This is a genomic window from Candidatus Parakkermansia intestinigallinarum, assembly GCF_944389695.1.
Lineage (GTDB): Bacteria > Verrucomicrobiota > Verrucomicrobiia > Verrucomicrobiales > Akkermansiaceae > Akkermansia > Akkermansia intestinigallinarum.
Map to the genome: position 1 here is coordinate 129,813 of NZ_CALXNG010000001.1, position 18,186 is coordinate 147,998.

At 65.2% G+C, this 18,186-nt stretch carries 14 protein-coding genes; 6 read left to right on the forward strand and 8 right to left on the reverse strand.

What is annotated here, in order from left to right; genetic code table 11:
• Positions 1-5: 5 nt before the first annotated feature.
• The 4 genes from AC6UAL_RS00455 to AC6UAL_RS00470 form a co-directional block, all read right to left on the reverse strand.
• Complete coding sequence (locus AC6UAL_RS00455) at positions 6-1,415, reverse strand: efflux RND transporter periplasmic adaptor subunit (RefSeq protein ID WP_500681380.1); 1,410 nt, start codon at positions 1,413-1,415, stop codon at positions 6-8.
• On the reverse strand, positions 1,412-2,695 hold the full coding sequence (locus AC6UAL_RS00460) for a TolC family protein (RefSeq protein ID WP_500681381.1): 1,284 nt from the start codon (positions 2,693-2,695) through the stop codon (positions 1,412-1,414). The genes AC6UAL_RS00455 and AC6UAL_RS00460 overlap by 4 nt, the downstream gene beginning before the upstream one ends.
• Entirely contained in the window at positions 2,692-2,865 is a 174-nt protein-coding gene (locus tag AC6UAL_RS00465) for a hypothetical protein (RefSeq protein WP_500681382.1), read from the reverse strand. The genes AC6UAL_RS00460 and AC6UAL_RS00465 overlap by 4 nt, the downstream gene beginning before the upstream one ends.
• A gap of 263 nt (positions 2,866-3,128) precedes the next feature.
• Complete coding sequence (locus AC6UAL_RS00470) at positions 3,129-3,698, reverse strand: hypothetical protein (protein WP_500681383.1); 570 nt, start codon at positions 3,696-3,698, stop codon at positions 3,129-3,131.
• 186 nt (positions 3,699-3,884) lie between these two features.
• Here AC6UAL_RS00470 and AC6UAL_RS00475 point away from each other — a divergent pair, with 186 nt between their 5' ends.
• The gene (locus AC6UAL_RS00475; RefSeq protein WP_500681384.1) at positions 3,885-6,110 is read left to right on the forward strand and encodes a M3 family metallopeptidase; all 2,226 of its coding nucleotides are present in this window, start codon (positions 3,885-3,887) and stop codon (positions 6,108-6,110) included.
• A gap of 218 nt (positions 6,111-6,328) precedes the next feature.
• The gene (gene bamA, locus AC6UAL_RS00480; RefSeq protein WP_500681385.1) at positions 6,329-8,884 is read left to right on the forward strand and encodes an outer membrane protein assembly factor BamA; all 2,556 of its coding nucleotides are present in this window, start codon (positions 6,329-6,331) and stop codon (positions 8,882-8,884) included.
• Positions 8,885-9,170: 286 nt separating this feature from the next.
• Here bamA and AC6UAL_RS00485 read toward each other — a convergent pair whose 3' ends face one another.
• Positions 9,171-9,947, reverse strand: coding sequence for a sulfide-dependent adenosine diphosphate thiazole synthase (locus AC6UAL_RS00485; protein WP_500681386.1), 777 nt, complete (start codon positions 9,945-9,947; stop codon positions 9,171-9,173).
• Between the two features lie 278 nt (positions 9,948-10,225).
• Here AC6UAL_RS00485 and AC6UAL_RS00490 point away from each other — a divergent pair, with 278 nt between their 5' ends.
• The 3 genes from AC6UAL_RS00490 to AC6UAL_RS00500 all read left to right on the forward strand — a co-directional run bounded on the left by AC6UAL_RS00490 (position 10,226) and on the right by AC6UAL_RS00500 (position 14,330).
• Positions 10,226-13,063 carry a transglycosylase domain-containing protein gene (locus AC6UAL_RS00490; RefSeq protein WP_500681387.1) on the forward strand — a complete coding sequence of 946 codons (2,838 nt, stop codon included), beginning with the start codon at positions 10,226-10,228 and terminating at the stop codon, positions 13,061-13,063.
• Positions 13,060-13,746 carry a cytochrome c3 family protein gene (locus AC6UAL_RS00495; RefSeq protein ID WP_500681388.1) on the forward strand — a complete coding sequence of 229 codons (687 nt, stop codon included), beginning with the start codon at positions 13,060-13,062 and terminating at the stop codon, positions 13,744-13,746. Before AC6UAL_RS00490 ends, AC6UAL_RS00495 begins: the two co-directional genes overlap by 4 nt.
• Before the next feature lie 83 nt (positions 13,747-13,829).
• On the forward strand, positions 13,830-14,330 hold the full coding sequence (locus tag AC6UAL_RS00500; RefSeq protein WP_500681389.1) for a septal ring lytic transglycosylase RlpA family protein: 501 nt from the start codon (positions 13,830-13,832) through the stop codon (positions 14,328-14,330).
• A 119-nt stretch (positions 14,331-14,449) separates the two neighbouring features.
• Here AC6UAL_RS00500 and AC6UAL_RS00505 read toward each other — a convergent pair whose 3' ends face one another.
• Positions 14,450-14,743 (reverse strand): DUF6694 family lipoprotein, encoded by a 294-nt coding sequence (locus AC6UAL_RS00505; protein ID WP_500681390.1) that lies wholly within the window; start codon positions 14,741-14,743, stop codon positions 14,450-14,452.
• A gap of 223 nt (positions 14,744-14,966) precedes the next feature.
• The gene (locus AC6UAL_RS00510) at positions 14,967-16,661 is read right to left on the reverse strand and encodes an ankyrin repeat domain-containing protein (protein WP_500681391.1); all 1,695 of its coding nucleotides are present in this window, start codon (positions 16,659-16,661) and stop codon (positions 14,967-14,969) included.
• A 664-nt stretch (positions 16,662-17,325) separates the two neighbouring features.
• On the opposite strand from AC6UAL_RS00510, the gene AC6UAL_RS00515 reads away from it, so the two are divergent.
• Positions 17,326-17,706 carry a hypothetical protein gene (locus AC6UAL_RS00515; protein ID WP_500681392.1) on the forward strand — a complete coding sequence of 127 codons (381 nt, stop codon included), beginning with the start codon at positions 17,326-17,328 and terminating at the stop codon, positions 17,704-17,706.
• Here AC6UAL_RS00515 and AC6UAL_RS00520 read toward each other — a convergent pair.
• Positions 17,664-17,984 (reverse strand): hypothetical protein, encoded by a 321-nt coding sequence (locus tag AC6UAL_RS00520; protein WP_500681393.1) that lies wholly within the window; start codon positions 17,982-17,984, stop codon positions 17,664-17,666. The two genes, AC6UAL_RS00515 and AC6UAL_RS00520, sit on opposite strands and share 43 nt — an antisense overlap.
• Positions 17,985-18,186 lie beyond the last annotated feature (202 nt).

Genomic DNA, 18,186 nt, shown 5'->3' on the forward strand with positions numbered 1-18,186 from the left:
CGGCATTAGTTGTCTTCGCCTTCGTGGAATTTGCCGTCGGCATGGAAGTGCCCGGCCTTCTTCTTCTGCCCTTCACCGGGCAGGATGTACTTGAGCTCATAGCCGCCCTTGACGACGATGCGCTGCCCGGGCATCAGCCCCTTGACGGGGGTCATGCCGCGTCGGCTCGTGCCGGCATGCACCTTGAGCATGGCGTATTGCCCTTCGCTGATTTCGACGAAGACGACGTCATCGACGCCGACTTTGACGAGGGCGGAGTCGGGAACGGCGATGCTGCCGTCGTTCTCCGCCTGCTCGTCGTAGAGGTCGAGGCGGCAGAGCTGGCCGGCCGGCACGCCCGCGGGCAGTTCATCGGGCGTGAAGTAGAGGGTGCGGGTGAGCTTCTGAGGATCGACCTGCTCGGCGAGGCGCCACGTTCCGGTGAGGTGGCGGTTCTCGCGGCCGACGGGAACAAGAGCGCGCACGGCGGTGAAGTGCGGCATGTTGCCGGCGTAGAGCGAGCCGATGATTTCCATGGCGGCGGTGTTGCTCATGGTGATGACGGGTGCGCCCTGCTCGCCCCAGCTGCCCTGCGAGACGCCGACGTTGCGGACGGTGCCGTCGTGCTGCGCGCGCACCAGCAACAGAGCGCTGCCGTCGTCGCTGCGCTGCAGCTCACCGCCGCCCAGCTGGGCTTTGAGGCGTGCCTCGGCGGTGCGGAGGTCGCTTTCGAGCTGGCGCTGCTCGGCTTTCTTGAAGCGCTGCTGCTCTTCGAGGCTGCTGTTGCGCACCCCGGCGCCGCGCAGGCCGTCAAGGCGTTCCTGCAGGGCGGCCAGCTCTTCCGCACAGCGGTCGAGCCCGGCGCGGACGCTCTCCACGGCGGCGATTTGTTCGTAGAGAGCCGGCGAATCCACCGTGAAGAGCAGGTCGCCCTTGCGAACCTGCTGGGCGGATTTGACTTGCAGACTGATGCGCCCCGCGCAGGGCATCGCGTAGGCGGAGACGGCGTGATCGGGCGTGGTCAGGTAGCCGTAGAGGCTGTGCACCAGCGTGCGGTTGCCCGCGGGCACTTGCTCCACCTGCATGTTGAGGATGTGGCGCGAGCGGGCATCGACCGACACGATGACGGCATCGCCCTGGCCGCCTTGCCCGTGGTCGTGGTCCTCCGTGCAGGCGGCGCCGTGTTCAGGCGCCTCTTCGGCGTGGCTCGCATCGGCGTGTTCGTGGTTGTTGTCCGGCGTGCAGGCGGCGCCGTGTTCGTGGTTGTGGTCAGCGTGCTCGCAGCTTTCGGGGTGGTGGTTCCCGGCCGCTTCGTCGGCGGTGGGATGAGAAACAGGGTGAGCGGAGGCTGCTCCGCTGTCCTGAGCGGCGGCCGCAGAGCTCTGAGGCCAGGTGATGAGGGCGGCCGCGAGGCCGATGAGAAGATGGGTGTTCATGCGTTGAAATCGGGGTTGAGGTAATAGAGTTGAACTTGAATGTCGAGAAGCTGCGCGAGGCAGTCCAGATAGCTGAGGCGGCGTTGGTAAATCTCGTGCCGGGCTTCGGCCAGGGCGGGCAGCCCGGTTTCGCCGAGCTTGTAGAGCTCTTCCTGTCGCTCGCCGTTGCGGCGCAGGCGCGTCAGGCGTTCGAGCTCCGAGACGCAGTGGCTGCGCACGAGCTTCTGCTGCTCGCCGAGCGATGAGGCGTTCTGCAAAATGCCCCGCCAGCGGCTGACGAGATCGCAGGCGCGGATGTCGCGCTCGCCTTCGGCGGCGGCGATCGCCTCGCGGTTGCGGTTCCAGATCGGCAGGCTCAGTTCGAGGCCGACGCCGATCTTGTTATTGTGTTCCTCGCGTTCGTAGCTGCCGCCCAGCCCCAGCTCGGGGTACTGCCGTCGAATCTCGCGGCGCAGCTCCTCTTCCCCGGCGGCGTAGTTCGCCGAGAGCGCGCGGATCTCCGGCGAGCGCAGCAGACGCTCGCCATCGGGAACGGCCACGGCCGTCGGCACGCCCTGCGGCAGACCGCCGGAGAGCTCCACCTCGCCCACATTCGGGTGCAAACCGAGCAGGGCGATGAGTTGCCGATGCTGCTGCAGGTGCTCGTTTTCGAGCTCCTGTTTCTCTTTGATCGTATCGAAAAGCCGCTGATTGATGACTTGGTAGTCGGCGAACTCCACCTCGCCGATTTCATGCAGATGCCCGATGCGCTCCTGCTCGTCCTCGAGCTGGCTGAGGCGTTGGTTCATGATATCGAGCTTCTCGTGCGTGACGATGATGCGGTAGCGCAGCGCGTCGAGCTTGGCGAGAAAGTCGCGCTCGTCGGTTTTGACATTCCAGTAGTCGGCCTCTTTGTACTGCTCGGCGATGCGCTTGGCAATGTGCGGCAGCCCCGTGACGGGGAGGGTGAGGCCGGGGCTGATGCCGCCGTTGGTGATGTTTTCGCGCAGGACGCGCACCAGATCGGCGGAGAGCGACGGATCCTCCCAGAGCCCCGCCATCTCCGAGACGCGGGTGCTCTTCGCGTAATTCAGGCGCGATCTGTTCAGCTCGGGGTTGAGCAGAAGACCGATGCGGTGCAGGTCGGCGGCGCTCAGGCGTCGATTCTTGTCGCAGAGCTGCTGCGAGAGACTCAGCCAGGCATCGCTGTCGCGCCGCAGATCGACCGGACGCGCCTCATACGTGCTGCACGACGCCGCCAGCCCGAGCAGGGCCGCGGCGCAGATAAGGTGTTTGATCATAACGATGAGATGATGGTTGGAGTGGAGAAAAGGGAGGCTGCGAAGGGCAGCGTGCAGAGGGTGAAAACGCGAGAGCCGTCGCCGGAGCCCCTGAAGCAATCCGCAGGGTCGCGGCTGTCTTCAACGGGCAGAAGCTGTTCGGCTGTCTCGGGAGTCAAGGAATGAGGCATATTTGAACGATTGCTTGAATGTTTAATACACCTCATTGCCCCACTTGGCAAGCCCTCTGTGCAAAAAAGACGTTTTTTTGTCATCGGGGGACGGGAAAAGCCCGTGCGGGGCATCCCGCGCCATCGGGGCGAAGCAGGCCGCCGCGCCGACGAAGCCTCGGCGGGCAGACGCGGCCCAAGGGCAGGGAAGGCGAGCACCTGAAGCGGGTGCTGCGGAGGCAGCGCTTCCCTGCGGCAAAGCGCCTCGGCGGGCGCAGGGGGTATCAAAGGCGCAGGGGGAGCAAATGCGCCTCGCAGCGGAGGGGGATGAGGGGCGGCTCCTGCGGCTCGAGCGGGTCGAGGGCAGTGTTGGGGGCGAGATGGTGCGGGCGCAGGTCGGGAGCCATCGCCGCAGGCAACAGAGCGACGGGCTGAGCCGGCAGCACGAAGCGCGGCATCGCACTGTCCATCTCATAACCGAGGTGGTCGCAATGGTGCGTCGGCAGGCCGATTGTCGTCGGCACGCTGCTCGCCGCATCGAGCGGCTGCGCCGGAGCATCGGGCGGGGTATCGGGCTGCGGCGACGGAGCAGCAGCCCCGCAGCAGCCGCTGCGGCACGAGCCCTCTGCTGCCTGCCGGGCGCCATCGCCCACGGAGCCGGCGCAGGCAGAGTCATCGACGGCGGTCTCCGCGGCGGCGCTGTGGTCGGCATCCCCGTAGCAGCGGCAGCCGCCCACATAAATCAAGCCCTCACAGCCGCAGGCGTGCGTCAGCGAGCCGCCGATGATGGCCGGCATCAAAGCCAGCAACAGCAGCCAAGCAAGCAGGGGGTGACGTTGCGGAAACCTCGCCATGTCGGCTTGAAATTGTACGATTCGCCGCCCGCTTGTCAAGCGCGGAGTCTCCTCAAAACCGCGCAAAAAGCCCCGTTTGACGCAAGATGACAGCCTTTTTTGGCCCCGAAAGCATTTTTTTTGTAAGGATGGACAAACTGACGACGTACCCCTATGAGACGGCTCGGGTGAGCCTCTGATTATGTTATGACGAAACGAGAACTTATGATAGCCATGGCTTGCTGCCTCGGCGGGATGCTTCCCGCGCAGGCGGCAGGAGAAGTCGGCGCTGCCCTGACGGCCGCCGAAGTGAAGAATCATCCCTTCCTGGAGAGTCGCCACTACCCCGAGTGGGTGAAGCTCAGTGCCGAGCAGGGCATTCGCGATGTGCTGCTGGGCATAGACATGGCGCGGGCGCGCCTCGATGTCATCTGCTCGGTCAAGCCCGAGCAGGCGACCTACGAAAACGTCTTCGGCGCCTTCGAGAACGTGGATCGCGAACTGGATCGCGCCATGAGCTACTTCATGCACCTCGCCTCCGTGATGGACTCGCCCGACTTCCGCGCGGCCAAAGACAAAGTGCTGCCCGCCTACACCGAGTACGCCTCCTCCATCACCACCAACGACCGCCTCTGGGCCGTCATCAAGAGCGCCTCGGAGCAGCCTTGGGTCAAAACCCTCTCGCCCGAAAAGCAGCGCTACGTGCAGCAGGTGGTGGACATGTTCCGCGACAACGGCGCCGACCTCTCGGCGGAACAGAAAGCCCGCAAGGCTGAGATTCTCCGCGAACTGTCGGAACTCACCAACCAATACGGCAAAAACGTCGTCGACTCCCGCAACGCGTGGCAGCTCGTCATCACCGATCGCTCTCAGCTGGCCGGCATGCCCGAACACTGGATGAAGAGCGCGCAGCAAGCCGCCGCCGCCAAGGGCTACGGCGATGAGCAGAACCCGCAGTGGCTCATCACGCTCGACTTCGCCAGCTACGGCCTCGTCATGCAGAGCTGCGACGTCGAAGCCACGCGCAAAGCCTGCTGGGAGGGGGCGTCCGCCATCGGCACCGGGCAGTGGGATACCGCACCCATCGTCGCCCGCGTCATGGAACTGCGGCGCGAGCTCGCCGAGCTGCTGGGCTTCAAGACCTATGCCGACATGACAACGGCGCACCGCATGGTGGAATCGGGCGACCGAGCCATGAGCTTCGTCGACGGCATGATGGCCGCCGTCAAACCCGCCTTTGACCGCGAGTGCGAGCAGCTGCTGGCCTTCGTCTCCGAAAAGACCGGGAAGAAGGCGGACAAGATCGCCCCTTGGGATCGCCGCTACTACATGGACAAGATGGCGCACGAGCTCTACGACTTCGACAAGGAGCAGCTGCGCCCCTATCAGGAGAGCAACAACGTCATCAAGGGCATGTTCTCCATCCTCCAGCACCTCTACGACATCACCTTCAAGGAAGTGCCGACCGTCTGCCTCAAGCCCGGCGAGACCTGCCCCGTCGGCATGCAGGAGGTCTGGTACCCGGGCGTCCGCCTCTTTGAGGTGTACGACAACAAGACCAAGGCGCATCTGGGCTCCTTCTACATGGACCTCTACCCGCGCGCATCCAAGCGCGACGGCGCGTGGGTGAACGGTCTGGTCAGCGGCGATCCGGCCGCCGACGGCAAGCCCCACGCTCCCCATCTGGCCACCGTCTGCGCCAACCTCACGCCCCCCAATGAAGAAGGCGTGACGCTCTTCTCGCACCTCGACGTCGAGACGCTCTTCCACGAGTTCGGCCACATGATGCACGTGATGCTCGGAGACACCGAACTGCGCTGCCACATGGGCACCGCCGTCGCATGGGACTTCGTTGAGCTGCCCAGCCAGCTCAATGAGAACTGGACGTGGGAGCCCGAAGGCGTCGCCACCTACGCCTTCCACTACAAGACGGGCGAGCCCATGCCCAAAGAGCTCATCGACAAGATGCAGCACCTGCGCTACTTCATGCCCGCCACCGACAACATGGGCCAGCTCTGCATCGCGAAGCTCGACCTGGAGATGCACACCAACTACGACGAGAAGTTCAAGGGCAAAGACCTCGACAGCGCGACCAACGAGCTGCTCGACCCCTGGCGCATCCCCTTCACCGTCGACTCGCCCTCCATCATGCGCACCCTCACGCACTGCATCACCGGCGGCTACGCAGCCGGCTACTACAGCTACAAATGGGCTGAAGTGCTCGCGGCCGACGCCTTCTCGCGCTTCAAGCACGAGGGCTTGATGAACGAAAAGACGGGAGCCGACTACCGCGCATGCATCCTCTCGAAGGGTGACGCGAAGCCGGCCGGCGAACTCTACCGCGACTTCATGGGTCGCGACCCGAACCCCGACGCCCTGCTCGAGCTTCAGGGCCTCAAACCCGCCGCCGAGCAAGCCCCGGCAAAACCCTGATCAACAGAGCGCAGCGCGCTGACGATCAAAACATACACGAGAGCCGCGAAAGCCGTTTCGCGGCTCTCGTTTTGCACTCCGGCGCGGCCTTCCGGCCGCCTCCGCGCGCCGGCGAGAGCCCGAACACTCGCGCGTGCGCGAATGAGCGCGCGAATCATTGAGCAAACAGGCAGTGTAAAAGCTTGACTTGCGTCAAGCTGTGTGTTAGCTTCGAGCACATGAAGCTCTCGAATTCGCATTGGAAAGCCGTTCTCAGTACGCTGGCCCTCACCGCAGCGTTGCCGTCAGCGGCGCAACAGAGCACGGGCGACCCCTTCCTTGACGCCGTCTTGGCCGAAGAAGCCGAGAACAAAACGCAACCTCGGCAGAATCCCGCTGCCGCCGAGCAGCGGCCGAACACCGCCGCGAAGCAGACCGGATTCAGCCTCCCGGGCATGGAAGAGGCCGATCGAGAGCTCGGCCCGCAGACCGGTCTCTTCTTCAACGACGTGAGTCTGGAGGGCAAGAAAGTCGTCTCCGTGTCCATTCGCTACGCCGGATCGCGCAGCATCCCCGACTCCCGCCTCTACGACCTGCTGCAAACGCGCCGCGGTTCGAAGTATTCGGCGATGCGCGTCAACGCCGACCTCGAGCGCCTCATCGAAAACGGCATGGTGTCCGGCGATGCCCGCGTGCTGCTTGAACGGCGCGACGGCGGCGTGGCCGTGACCTTCGAAGTGCGCGGCGCCAAAGTGCTCGGCGGCATCGGCTTCACGGGCAACCACCGCTTCGACGATGATGAACTGCGCGATGAAATCGAAAAAATGACCAGCAACCGCGCCATCACCGACAAGGGCCTCGCCGAAACCCGCGCCGCCATCATCAAAGCTTACCAAGAGGCCGGCTACCCCGACACGCGCGTCACCTGGCGCATCGTCCCGACCTCTCGCCCCGAGTACAACGACGTGATTTTCGACATCGTCGAAGGCCGCGAGATGAGCATGAACTCCATCGTCTTCCGCGGCAACACCGTCTTTGACCGCGCCCAGCTCCACGAAGTCATGCACACCAAAGAGCGCGGCCTCTTCACATGGTTCACCAAGTCGGGCCGCATCGACCGCGAACGCGTCGAAGAAGACCTGCGCGAAATCGAGAAGCTCTACCGCAACTACGGCTACCTGCGCGCCCGCATCACCAAAGTCAACTACTACGACATCAGCCGCAAGATCGGTCAGGGGCGCCAGAAGCTCCGCATGGAGATCAACATCTACGAAGGCCCGCGCTACCGCGTTCGCAAAGTCGGCTTCAGCAACACGCGCGTCTACACCCCGGCCGAGCTCGAACCGGGCCTCAGCATGATCGGCGGAGACATCTACTCGCTGCAGAAGGTGACCGATGACGTCGAAATGATCCGCAAGTATTACGGCGCGCGCGGCTACGCCGATGCCATCGTCCAGCCCGTCATTGACGAAGTCGGCGTCGACGAGAACGGCGTGCACCTCGTCGATATTCGCTACGACATCAACGAAGGCACCCGCAGCAAAGTCGGCCGCATTCAGGTGCGCGGCAACACCACCACCAAGACCAAAGTCATCCTGCGCGAACTTCCCCTTCAGCCCGGCGACAACATGAGCTCGGTGGACCTCGACATCGCCGCCAAGCGACTCACCAACCTCGGCTACTTCGTGCCCGAATCCGTCAGCGTCACCCAGTCCGCCTCCAACATCCCCGGCTATCGAGACATCAACATCGACGTGCAGGAGGGCAAGACCGGGCAGCTCACCCTCGGCGTGGCCTTCTCCTCCGTCCAGAACGTCTACCTGTACGCCACCGTCGTGCAGACCAACTTCGACATCATGGGCTTCACCAACGGCGTCTTCACCGGCGGCGGCCAGCGCCTGACCGTCTCGGCCAACGTCGGCACCGAGTACAAGAGCGCCTCGATCTACCTGCTGGAACCCTGGTTCCTCGACCGCAAACTCGCTCTGGGCAACGAGCTCTACTACGCCGACTCGACCTACATGAGCGACTTCTACGAGCAGACCAACTTCGGTTACGCCATCTCGCTGCAGAAAGCGCTCAACGAGTTCAGCTCCGTCAAACTCGAGTACCGCCTCGAGCACTACAAGATTGACCCCGAGCCCTATGCGCCGCAATTCTTCCGTGACAACGGCGGAGACTACGACCGCAGCCACCTGCGCCTGAGCTACAAATACGACTCCCGCGACGCGGAAATCACCCCCCGCAAGGGCGGCAGCTTTGAAGCCTACCTCGGCTACAGCGGCCCCGGCAGCACGGTGGAGACATGGACGGCAGGCTTCGGCGGCTCCTACTACTACAACGCCGCGCTCGACAGCATCTTCAGCGTCAACTACGGCTTCGAGACCGTGCGCGCCGTCGATGACAACGACGTCGTCCCGATCTTCGAGCGCTGCTACCTCGGCGGCCCGAACAACCTGCGCGGCTTCCGCTATCGCGACGTCGGCATGGTCAACAGCGCCTTGGCCGGTGACGAGACCATGGGCGGTCGCAACAGCGCCTACGCCCAGTTTGAAGTGACCGTTCCCACACCCATCGCGGAAACGATGCGCTTCGCCATGTTCTTCGACGTCGGTTTCGTCAACGACAGCCTGCGCGACATGAACAGCGACATCATCTCCGCCGACGCCGGTATCGGCCTGCGCCTCAACCTGCCCATGGGCCCCGTAGCCATCGACTACGCCATCCCCGTGCGCACCGGCAACGCCATCGACGACGGCGGTCAGGTTCAGTTCTACATCAACTACAAATACTGATACGGAACCCAGCCGAGCCTCGGCACCCCTCACGCGAGCGGCGGCACCCCACCGGGTGCCGCCGCTTCCTTGTCGCGCAAGTGTCGCGTAAGCCTCGCACAAGCCTCGCGTAAGCCTCGCGCAAGCCTCGCGCAAGTGTTGCGCAAGTGTTGCGCAAGTGTCGCGCAAGTGCCGCACACATGACAATCAGCGCGGAACGCCGCGCAAGCAGGCGCGAAAAACCCGCTGCGGCACAGCCGCAGCGGGTCGTGAAAGATCAAAGCCTCAGGGCAGGCCGTCGCGCGCCTCAGCCCTGAGCCCGAATCGACGCATCCATCAGCTCGGCCACCTTCTTGCCGCTCATCAGCATACCGCCGAAAATCGGCCCCATGCGGAAGCTGCCGCTCACCCCATTGGCCGCCATACCCGAAACAAAGAGCCCGGGATAAATCTCCTTCGTGTTATCGACCGTCGTGCGCTCGCCCTCGGCCGCATCCATACTCATCTCACCGATCACACCGCCCGTCGGCGTATTGAGGCGCACCCCGTTCTTGCGGGCCACCGTCTTGGCAATCTCGCAATCATGCCCCGTTGCATCGAGCACCGTCTTGGAGATCAGCGTCAGCGGATCGACGTGAAGCCCCTCGCGCAGCACCGGCGTCCAATTCACCACCACGCCGCCCACGCGACCCTGCTTGTAGACCACATCCTCGACCGAATAGCAGTTGAAAATCGTCGCCCCCGCCTTCGTCGCCTGATACAGCAGACCCGCCGTCGCGTGCACCGAATCAATAATGTAAGCTCCGTCGCGATACGCGCGATAGCTCAGCTCAAGCTCCTCGACAATGGGCAGAGCCTCCTGCTGCACCACAATATCATTGAACATCATCGCCCCGCCCCACATACCGCCGCCGGGCGACAGCTTGCGATCCAGCAACGCCACCTTGCGGCCGGCCTTCGCCAGATAATACGCCGCCACAATACCCGACGGACCGCCGCCCACAATAGCGGCATCCAGCTCGAGACAAGAGTTCAGTTTAGCAAAATACGATTCAATAATACCGCGCGAAACAAGAGTCTCCATAAAAAACGAGTGAAGTTAACGACCCCATGCTACCCTAAGAAAGCCCCGCTGTCAATCCGCAAGCCGCCGCCACCCCTCCTCTCGCACCGACTCGCCCGCTGCCCGCATCTGTAAATGAACTGTAAATGAACGGAAAATTTACACTTCATATTTGATGGTTTGACAAGCTCAGCCCGCACCCGCAGGCCGAGGGCGTTGTGAGTCGCGGCGGCCGCGGGGCGGGGCGGTAATTTTACTTGCGCAGACGCAACGAATCAGGCATACTCAATCAGCTGCTCATGTGCCCTCGCTACAAAGCATCGGATGACGACGATACCGACGCACCGCGCCCGCGTCCCCGCGCCGCGCGCCCGCGCGCACAGGCCGCACCGCAGCCGCGCCGCCCCGTGCAGCGCGAGAGCGTCGACTACAGCGAGCCGGACGACAGCGAGCCGGACGGCGGCGACGAGGCACTCGGCGAACCGCTGCGCGCCCCATCCCTGCCCGACGAAGCCTTGAACGACGCTTCCCTTCGCGGCGAATCGCCCCGCGGGCACCTCCCCCGCGAGGCGGAGCCCGAGCGCGGCGCCTACCACCTCAGAAGCGACGAAGCGCCGCCCGCCGCGCGGCGAGACGCCCCCCGCCGCCGCACCGCCGTATCTCCCCCGCCGCTCGCCGACGACGACCGCGCCTTCGGCCTGCTCGGCTCGAGCGACTACGGCTCCGACTCCGGCAGCACCGCCCGCGGCGGCGAGCCCGCCCCTTGGGAAACCTTCCGCAAGCCCCCCGCCAAGGGCATGAGCGCGCTGCGCGCCCTGATGCTTATCCTCTTCTTCCCCTTCCGGCTCATCTGGTATCTGACGCGGCACGCGCCCCGCATCATCCTGCTGCCGCTGCGCCTCATCCTGAGTCTCTGCTTCGTCGGCTTCATCTTCCTGTTCATCATCGGCATCATCTACGGCATCAAAGCCGGGCGCTACGACATCACCCAAGTCCTGCGCATGCCCGAGCGCTCCATCGTCCTCGACCGCAAAGGCGGCGAAATCGGCACCCTGCACGGCGAAAATCGCCGCACCATCACCAACCTGCGCGAAGAAGTACCGCAGTACTTCATCGACGCGCTCATCGTGCAGGAAGACCGCTCCTTCTGGGAGCACGGCGGCGTCGACCCGCGCGGCGTGATGCGCGCCGTCGGCCAAGTCTTCAAACACCGCCACGCCACCCAAGGTGCATCCACCATCACCATGCAGCTCGCGAAAAACACCTACAACCACCGCGAGCGCAACCTCGACGCCAAGCTCACCGAAGTCGTCCTCGCCTGGCGCATCGAAGCCACCTACGACAAAGAAACCATCCTCACCTGCTACATCAACCGCGTCTTCTGGGGGCACACCTTCCTCGGCCTCAAGCAGGCGGCGTACGGCTACTTCAGCAAACAGCCGCGCGACCTGACCATCAGCGAATCCGCCCTGCTGGCGGGCATCGTCTGCAGCCCCAACGAATTCTCGCCCTACCGCAGCCCCTCGGCGGCGAAAATCCAGCGCGACAAAGTCCTCAAACTGATGGTCGAGCACGGCTACATCACCCGCAACGAATACGAGAGCGCCATGGCCGAGCCCATCGTCACCCGCCTGCCCGAATGGAGCGGGACGGACAACTACGCGCTCGACCTCATCCGCAGCGAAGTCGACCACATCCTCAACATGCTCGAAGCCGACGAGCAGCACATCAAAGAGCAGATCATGTACTCGGGCGGCCTCGTCATCCGCACCACCCTCGACCTCGACCTGCAGGACGCCGCCATGCACGACATGGACGCGCGCCTCGTCGACATGTTTGAGAAAAACCCCCGCTACAAGTACCAGACCCGCGCCCGCTACCAAGCCGAATACCAAGCCCTGCGCGCGCGCGACCCCGAAGCCGCCGCGCGCCTGCGCCCCCAATATCTGCAAGCCGCCTGCGTCATCATCGACAACGCCACCGGCGCCCTGCTGGCCGTCGTCGGCGGGCGAGACAGCTCCGAATCGCCCCTCAACCGCGCCGTCCAAAGTCGGCGCCAGGTCGGCTCCCTCTTCAAGCCCTTCGTCTACTCCACCTACTTTGAGCGCGGCTACGCCCCGAACTCGCAACTCTCCGACGACCGCCTGCGCCCCGGCGAAGTACCCGGCGCGCGCCGCTGGAACCCCGGCAACGCCGACGGTCGCTACACCGGCATGCACCCGGCCGGCTGGGGTCTGCTCAAGAGCCGCAACACCATGTCCGTGAGAGCCGGCGTGCGCGCCGGCCTGCAAAACGTCGTCAACTACGCCCTCATGGCCGGCTTCCCCGCGCCGCCGCGCCAACCCGGCCCCACCATCTATCTGGGTACGTGGGAGGCCTCGCCCCTCGAAGTAGCCTCCGCCTACACCCTCTTCGCCAACGGCGGCGTGCGCCCCACCCCCTACATCATCGAATCCATCACCGACGCTGACGGCCACGTCATCTGGCACAACCAACCCTCGGCGCGGCGCGTCTTCTCGCCGCGCACCACCGCCATCACCACGGCCATCCTGCAGAAAATCACCAAACCCGGCGGCACCGCCGGGCGCATGCAGCAGCTCGGCTTCACGGCACCGGCGGGCGGCAAGACCGGCACGACCAACAGCTACCGCAACGCCTGGTTCTGCGGCTTCACCTCCGAACTCACCACCGCCGTCTGGGTCGGCTTCGACAAACCGCGCACCATTGCCGATCGCGCCTACGGCGGCACCGTCGCCCTCCCCCTCTGGGTCGGCATCATGAAACAAGCGCAAGAGCGCGGCTACGCCATGGGAGAAATCCGCGGCACCCCGGCTGCGCCGCGCAGCATGGGGCTGCGCCTCTGCCGCGTCTCGGGCATGCTCGCTCACTCGGGCTGCGAGTACGAGGGCACCGCCTACACCGATAACTTGGTCGACATCAACCAGCCGCGAAGCCTCTGCACCATGCACCGCGAGCACACCGACCCCGTGCCCGGCGGCACGCGCATCATCAACACCGGGGCCGCCGTCATCGTCGACGAAGACCAAGCCGAAGACCCTGAAAGCGCCTCCGACGAAGACGAAGCCGTCGACCCCGAAGACATGGGTGAAGACATCGCCGAAGACCCCGACGCATGACCTCGCCCGAGCCAGAAACACGCCGCCGCGCCCCCGAGCCGCCGCCCGCAGCCCCCGCAGCCGAGCAGGAGGCCGCCGAGCAGCGAGCCGCCGCAGCGAGAGCCGCAGAGCAGGAGGCCTCAGGGCAGGGAGCCGCCGCGCCGCAAACCGACGCCCCGCCCCCCTCACCACGCCGAGCCCTGCTCGCCTGGCTGCCCCTGCTCGTCGTTCCCGTCGCGGCCCTCATCGCCGTCTACTACTACGCCTTCCGCGCACCGAGCTACGAACCCGCGCAGCCCATGCCCTTTGACCACGCCACCCACAGCGACCCCGACAAAGCCAACATCCCCTGCCTCGCCTGCCATCGCGGCGCCGAGCGCGACGCCGGAGCCGGCATGCCGAGCGCCGAAAGCTGCATGGACTGCCACCGCCACATCCTCCCCGACGACCCCCGCCTGCTGCCCCTGCATGCCGCCGCCAACCCCGAATCGCCCGTCTACCACGGCGAAGCCCTGCGCTGGGTGCGCGTGCAGTCCCTGCCGGGCTACGTCCACTTCCACCACGGCGCACACGCCCGTGCCGGCATCAGCTGCGAAGAATGCCATACCCGCCCCGGCGCCGCGCAAGACCACAGCATGCGCAGCTGCCTCGACTGCCATCGGCGCGAAAACGCCTCCACCGAATGCAGCAGCTGCCACCACTGACGCAACCCCGTCTCCCTCATTCCCCCACTCTCCCCGCACCTCCCGTTTTCCCGATTTTCCGATTTCCCCCTCCCCACCGCACCATGAAACACAGCCACCTCCGCCGCCCCGCCATCCTCGCCCTCGCCCTCGGCCTCGCCGCCTGCAGCCAACTGCTCAGCTCCTGCCAGCAGCAGCAACTCGCCGCCGACTACCCCGGCTACAAAATGGCCCCCTACACCGTCAAAGGCGTGCACTACGTCCCCATGAGCGTCGACCAAGCCCTGCACTACCGCGCCGAAGGCATCGCCTCGCACTACGAAGCCGACGGGCGCCGCGGCGCCATCGGGCAGAAACTCTACGAAGGCTGCCTCTACGCCGCCCACCGCACCCTGCCGCTGCCCTGCGTCGTTCGCATCACCAACCTGAGCAACGGCCGCAGCTGCAAAGCCCGCGTCGCCGACCGCGGCCCCTTCATCAACAACCGCCTCATCGACGTCAGCAGCGAAGTCGCGCATCGCCTCGACTTCCACCGCAAAGGCCTCGACCGCGTCCGCGTCGAAGTCCTCTCCGTCGGCGACGGCCCTTGGAAGCGCACACGCTGAACCGCCTCCGAGCCGCGCTGCCGGAGCCGCCCTCTCGCCCCTTCCCCTCGCGCAACACAACGCGCCGGGAACGCCCGCGCGCGTCCCCGGCTCCTGAACATTGCAAGTACTGATGCGCCTCAGAGCCCCTGAGCGTACTCAATAATCTCGTCGACCGTCTTGCCGTCGAGCACCTCGAGCACCTCGGCGGATATTGAATCGAACGAAGCCCCCAGAGCCGCGTTGGTTAAGCCGACACTGAAGCCGATCTTAAACATCGCCTTATGGAACTCGTGCTGCTTGTCAGCGGGGAGATCCTTGAGCATCTCCTGCACACTCTCCTGCGGCTTATCCTTATCGAAAGTCGGGCTGCAGGAACTGAGCGTCAGAGCGCAGCAGGCAGCCATCAGCATGGTGAAAAGACCCTTCTTCATCGTCTGTATCAGTTAATCGTTTAAGCTCGGCATCACACCGAAGATTCAGCAGTCTAACCCGGCCGGGTGAGCCCTGTCAAGGCGAAAGCATGAAGCAAGGGAAAACGCCGCGCGAAAAGCCGCGCCGCCCCTTGCCCCGCCCAAGCGCAACCGCAAAGCCCGCCCGGACAGCCCGTCCGCAGAGCCCGCCCGGACAGCCCGAGCGGGGGAGGGGAGAAAGAGCTCAGTCCTTGCCCCCTGCTCGGCGGAGGAGACGAAGGACATCCCCCATGCCCGATTGCCCGGCCGCCTCGGCCGCCTTTGCCCAGTCAAGAGGCGTCTCATCCCCGTCGATGCCGCCGAGCGCATTCGGATCCGCCCCGGCGTTCAGCAGAGCCCGCACCACCCTGAGGCGGCTCGCCGCATCCGGCCGCGGGAAGCGCACGCGGACATCCTCCCCCGGCGGCAAGTCCGGCATTAGAGCCGCGATACTCTCGAGCACAGCCTCAGCCTCAGCCTCGCAGCCGCAGACCACCGCCAGATGCAGCGGCGTATCGGCGAGGTAAGTCGCACGGACATCCGCCCCGGCCCGGAGCAGCAGCTCCACCAGCTCGGGAGAACCCAGCGCGGCCGCGACATGCAGCGGAGAGATCACGTCAAAAGCCTCCTCCTCCGGGCGGAAATTCACATCAGCCCCCGCCTCAATCAGCAAAGCCGCCAAAGCCGCATCGCCGTTGCAGACGGCGAGCAGGAGCGGACTCGCCCCCTGCTCATCCGCCGTATTCACCTCGGCCCCTCGGTGAATCAGCGCGGCGGCAGCCTCGCGCTGCCCGCATCCGCAGGCCGGCAGCAGCGGCGTCTGCCCGGCCGGATCCTCCGCATGGACATCGGCCCCGGCCTCGGCGAGCAACTCAACCAAATCAGCCCGCCCCTGCCGCGCCGCCAAGTGCAGCGGCGTCCACCCCCGGAGCCCCTCCCTCACATTCACATCAGCCCCCTCTGCCAGAAGACGGCGCATCGTCTCGCTGCCCTCATCGTATACTGCCGAGAACAAATCCGGCCGGGCAACACCCGCCTCGAGCAGCAGGCGCAGCACCTCCCGGTGGCCGTTCATCGCCGCCGCGTGCCCGGCAGACAGAGCCTCGGGCGCAGCCTCGTCCTTCGCGCCTGCCGCAAGCAGCAGCCGCACACACTCAGCCTGCCCCCGTCGCGCCGCCGCAGCCAGCGGCGTCTCGCCCGACCCGTCCGCCTTCATCGCGGTTCCGGCCTCCAGCAAGCGCCTGAGCTCAGCCGCATCGCCCTCTTCGGCCGCCCTGTGCAGCGCCTCCTCCTGCGGCGACAGCAGCGGAGGCGCGGGCTCAACCAAAATCTCCTCCGGCACAAACTCGTGCCGGAAAGCGTAGCCATAAACCTTGCCGTCAAGGCGCACCGACCCGCTCAGCTCGATAACGCAGGGCTCGCTCAGATCGGGCAAGCGCAGCACCATCGTGCGCATCCACAGCTTAGTGAACGCCGCACCCGGAGCAAGCCTCAGCTCCATCGGGCGGCACTGCCCTCCCGTAGGCGAAGGCTCCTCGGGCAGCGGCTCCCCGCTCTCGGCGCGCCTCACCACCGGTGCCGGCGAGCCGGAACCCAGCACCGTCTCCTCGTAAGCGACCTCAATCGGCCGCTCGGAGCCATTCACCAGAGCCAGACGAGCCGTGATGTCATAGACATCATCGAGCCCCTTCCAGCGGCCATAGACCTCATCAGCTCGGCATTCCAGCCTCAGCAGGCGCAGCTCCGTACCCGGCGCGAGAGCGGCGGAAGCGATCGGGCGCGAGACATCCAAGGGCGGCAAGGACGCATCGGGCGCACCTATCACAATGACGGGCACCCCCGGCAAAGCCCCTTGCTCCGCCGCCGCCTCTTCTTGCTCCGCTGCGGAGGCGAGAGACACACCGCCCCAAAGCGAACAGAGCAAGAGAGACAAGGCCGGAAGAACCCGCCGGGAAAGCCCGGGCAGAGAACGAAGTCCCGCGCGGAATCGAAAATCTTGACTTTTCATGTGATGCAACTGTGTGTGGTGAAAAGGGGCGTAGAGCTCGGTGGACGTGTTTCGGCCCAAGCAAGGCAACAGAGTCGCTTCGCTGCGGAACCGCTCGTATTTTAGGCGATAGCGCGGGGCATGTCAAGCGGGCGGAAAACGTTTTTTGCGACAGCAAAGGCAAGTCCTCATCCTAACGAATACCCGTCTTGCGTTTCGGTGCAACTGCAAGATGCATCAGGCCGCTCCGCCGCCCCTCGGAGCCCCTTTGCTGCAATCGGGGCGAGAGCTGCCGAGCCGCTGGCCCCGTGCCCGCAGCCATGCTCTCGGCACGGGAGCGGGAGGGACGCCCGCGGACAGCCCCCCGCGGCGGTTCCCCTGCGGCGGTTCCCCTGCGGCGGTTCCCCCGCGGCGGTTCCCCTGCGGCGGTTCCCCTGCGGCGGTTCCCCTGCGGCGGTTCCCCTGCGGCGGTTCCCCTGCGGCGGTTCCCCTGCGGCGGTTCCCCCGCGCGAGGCGGAAAAAGCCTTGACAGCTTCGCAAAACGTGCTACTTTGGCTCCCCGCACAAAATCGGAGACATGGAAAGAATCTGTTGGAACGGTCACGCTTCTATGCTCGGAGCCAATACCATGTGGGGGCTCATGTCGCCCATCTCCAAAATGGTCATGGCGGGCAGCCTCGTCACCCCCTTCGTCGTCACTGAACTGCGAGTCGCCGGAGCCATGTTGCTCTTCCGGGCCGCCTCGTTCTTCACCAAGTCCGAGCACGTCAGCGCGCGCGACCACCAGCCTGCGGCTCTCGCGCGGTTCTTTTACGGCTTTTTTGCGGCTTTTTTGCGGCTTTTCCGCGCCCCGCGCTCGGCTCTCCGGGCGCAGGGCTCCCTGCTCAGCAAAGCTCCGCGCCCTCGAGGCGCCCCTCAGGCATGGAGCTGCTCTTTTTTCTCAAGCTTCTTGCTGTAGCGCATCGTCGCGAAAGACACGACGCCGAACATCAGTGCGCCAAAGGTCAACATAGCAGGCAACAGATAATGGACGACGAAGGTATTTTCGCAGGCCTCCTCCGGCTGCCCGCTGGGGAAAATGACCTCCACCTCATCCCCCACGGGATAGACGGGCTTTTCCGAGGCGCCCACCTGACTCCGCACCGTCACGCTTTTCCCGGTACCCGGATCGACGAAAGTCAGGCTCGAATACTTGATGACGCCGTTTTGGCCCTTCTCCTCGCAGATCGCCGTCACCGTAGCCGTCGCCTTCTCCCATGAAGACTGACGCTCGGCGCGAGCGTACCAAAATCAGGCGGCCACGCAAAGCCAAACGCAGGCCGCCGCGGCGAAGAGCCACCCGCACACCTTGGTTGAAAATGAATTGACAAGCACGGCGACATCATATCAGCCGGCCGCTTGAAATGTCAAGACCGAACCCGCCCCGCCATCCCCCTCC

Bases quoted from the DNA above. Each gene is read 5' to 3' on its own strand.
- AC6UAL_RS00455 (WP_500681380.1), bottom strand. From the start codon at position 1,415: ATGAACACCCATCTTCTCATCGGCCTCGCGGCCGCCCTCATCACCTGG.
- AC6UAL_RS00460 (WP_500681381.1), bottom strand. From the start codon at position 2,695: ATGATCAAACACCTTATCTGCGCCGCGGCCCTGCTCGGGCTGGCGGCG.
- AC6UAL_RS00465 (WP_500681382.1), bottom strand. From the start codon at position 2,865: ATGCCTCATTCCTTGACTCCCGAGACAGCCGAACAGCTTCTGCCCGTT.
- AC6UAL_RS00470 (WP_500681383.1), bottom strand. From the start codon at position 3,698: ATGGCGAGGTTTCCGCAACGTCACCCCCTGCTTGCTTGGCTGCTGTTG.
- AC6UAL_RS00475 (WP_500681384.1), top strand. From the start codon at position 3,885: ATGACGAAACGAGAACTTATGATAGCCATGGCTTGCTGCCTCGGCGGG.
- bamA (WP_500681385.1), top strand. From the start codon at position 6,329: ATGAAGCTCTCGAATTCGCATTGGAAAGCCGTTCTCAGTACGCTGGCC.
- AC6UAL_RS00485 (WP_500681386.1), bottom strand. From the start codon at position 9,947: ATGGAGACTCTTGTTTCGCGCGGTATTATTGAATCGTATTTTGCTAAA.
- AC6UAL_RS00490 (WP_500681387.1), top strand. From the start codon at position 10,226: ATGTGCCCTCGCTACAAAGCATCGGATGACGACGATACCGACGCACCG.
- AC6UAL_RS00495 (WP_500681388.1), top strand. From the start codon at position 13,060: ATGACCTCGCCCGAGCCAGAAACACGCCGCCGCGCCCCCGAGCCGCCG.
- AC6UAL_RS00500 (WP_500681389.1), top strand. From the start codon at position 13,830: ATGAAACACAGCCACCTCCGCCGCCCCGCCATCCTCGCCCTCGCCCTC.
- AC6UAL_RS00505 (WP_500681390.1), bottom strand. From the start codon at position 14,743: ATGAAGAAGGGTCTTTTCACCATGCTGATGGCTGCCTGCTGCGCTCTG.
- AC6UAL_RS00515 (WP_500681392.1), top strand. From the start codon at position 17,326: ATGGAAAGAATCTGTTGGAACGGTCACGCTTCTATGCTCGGAGCCAAT.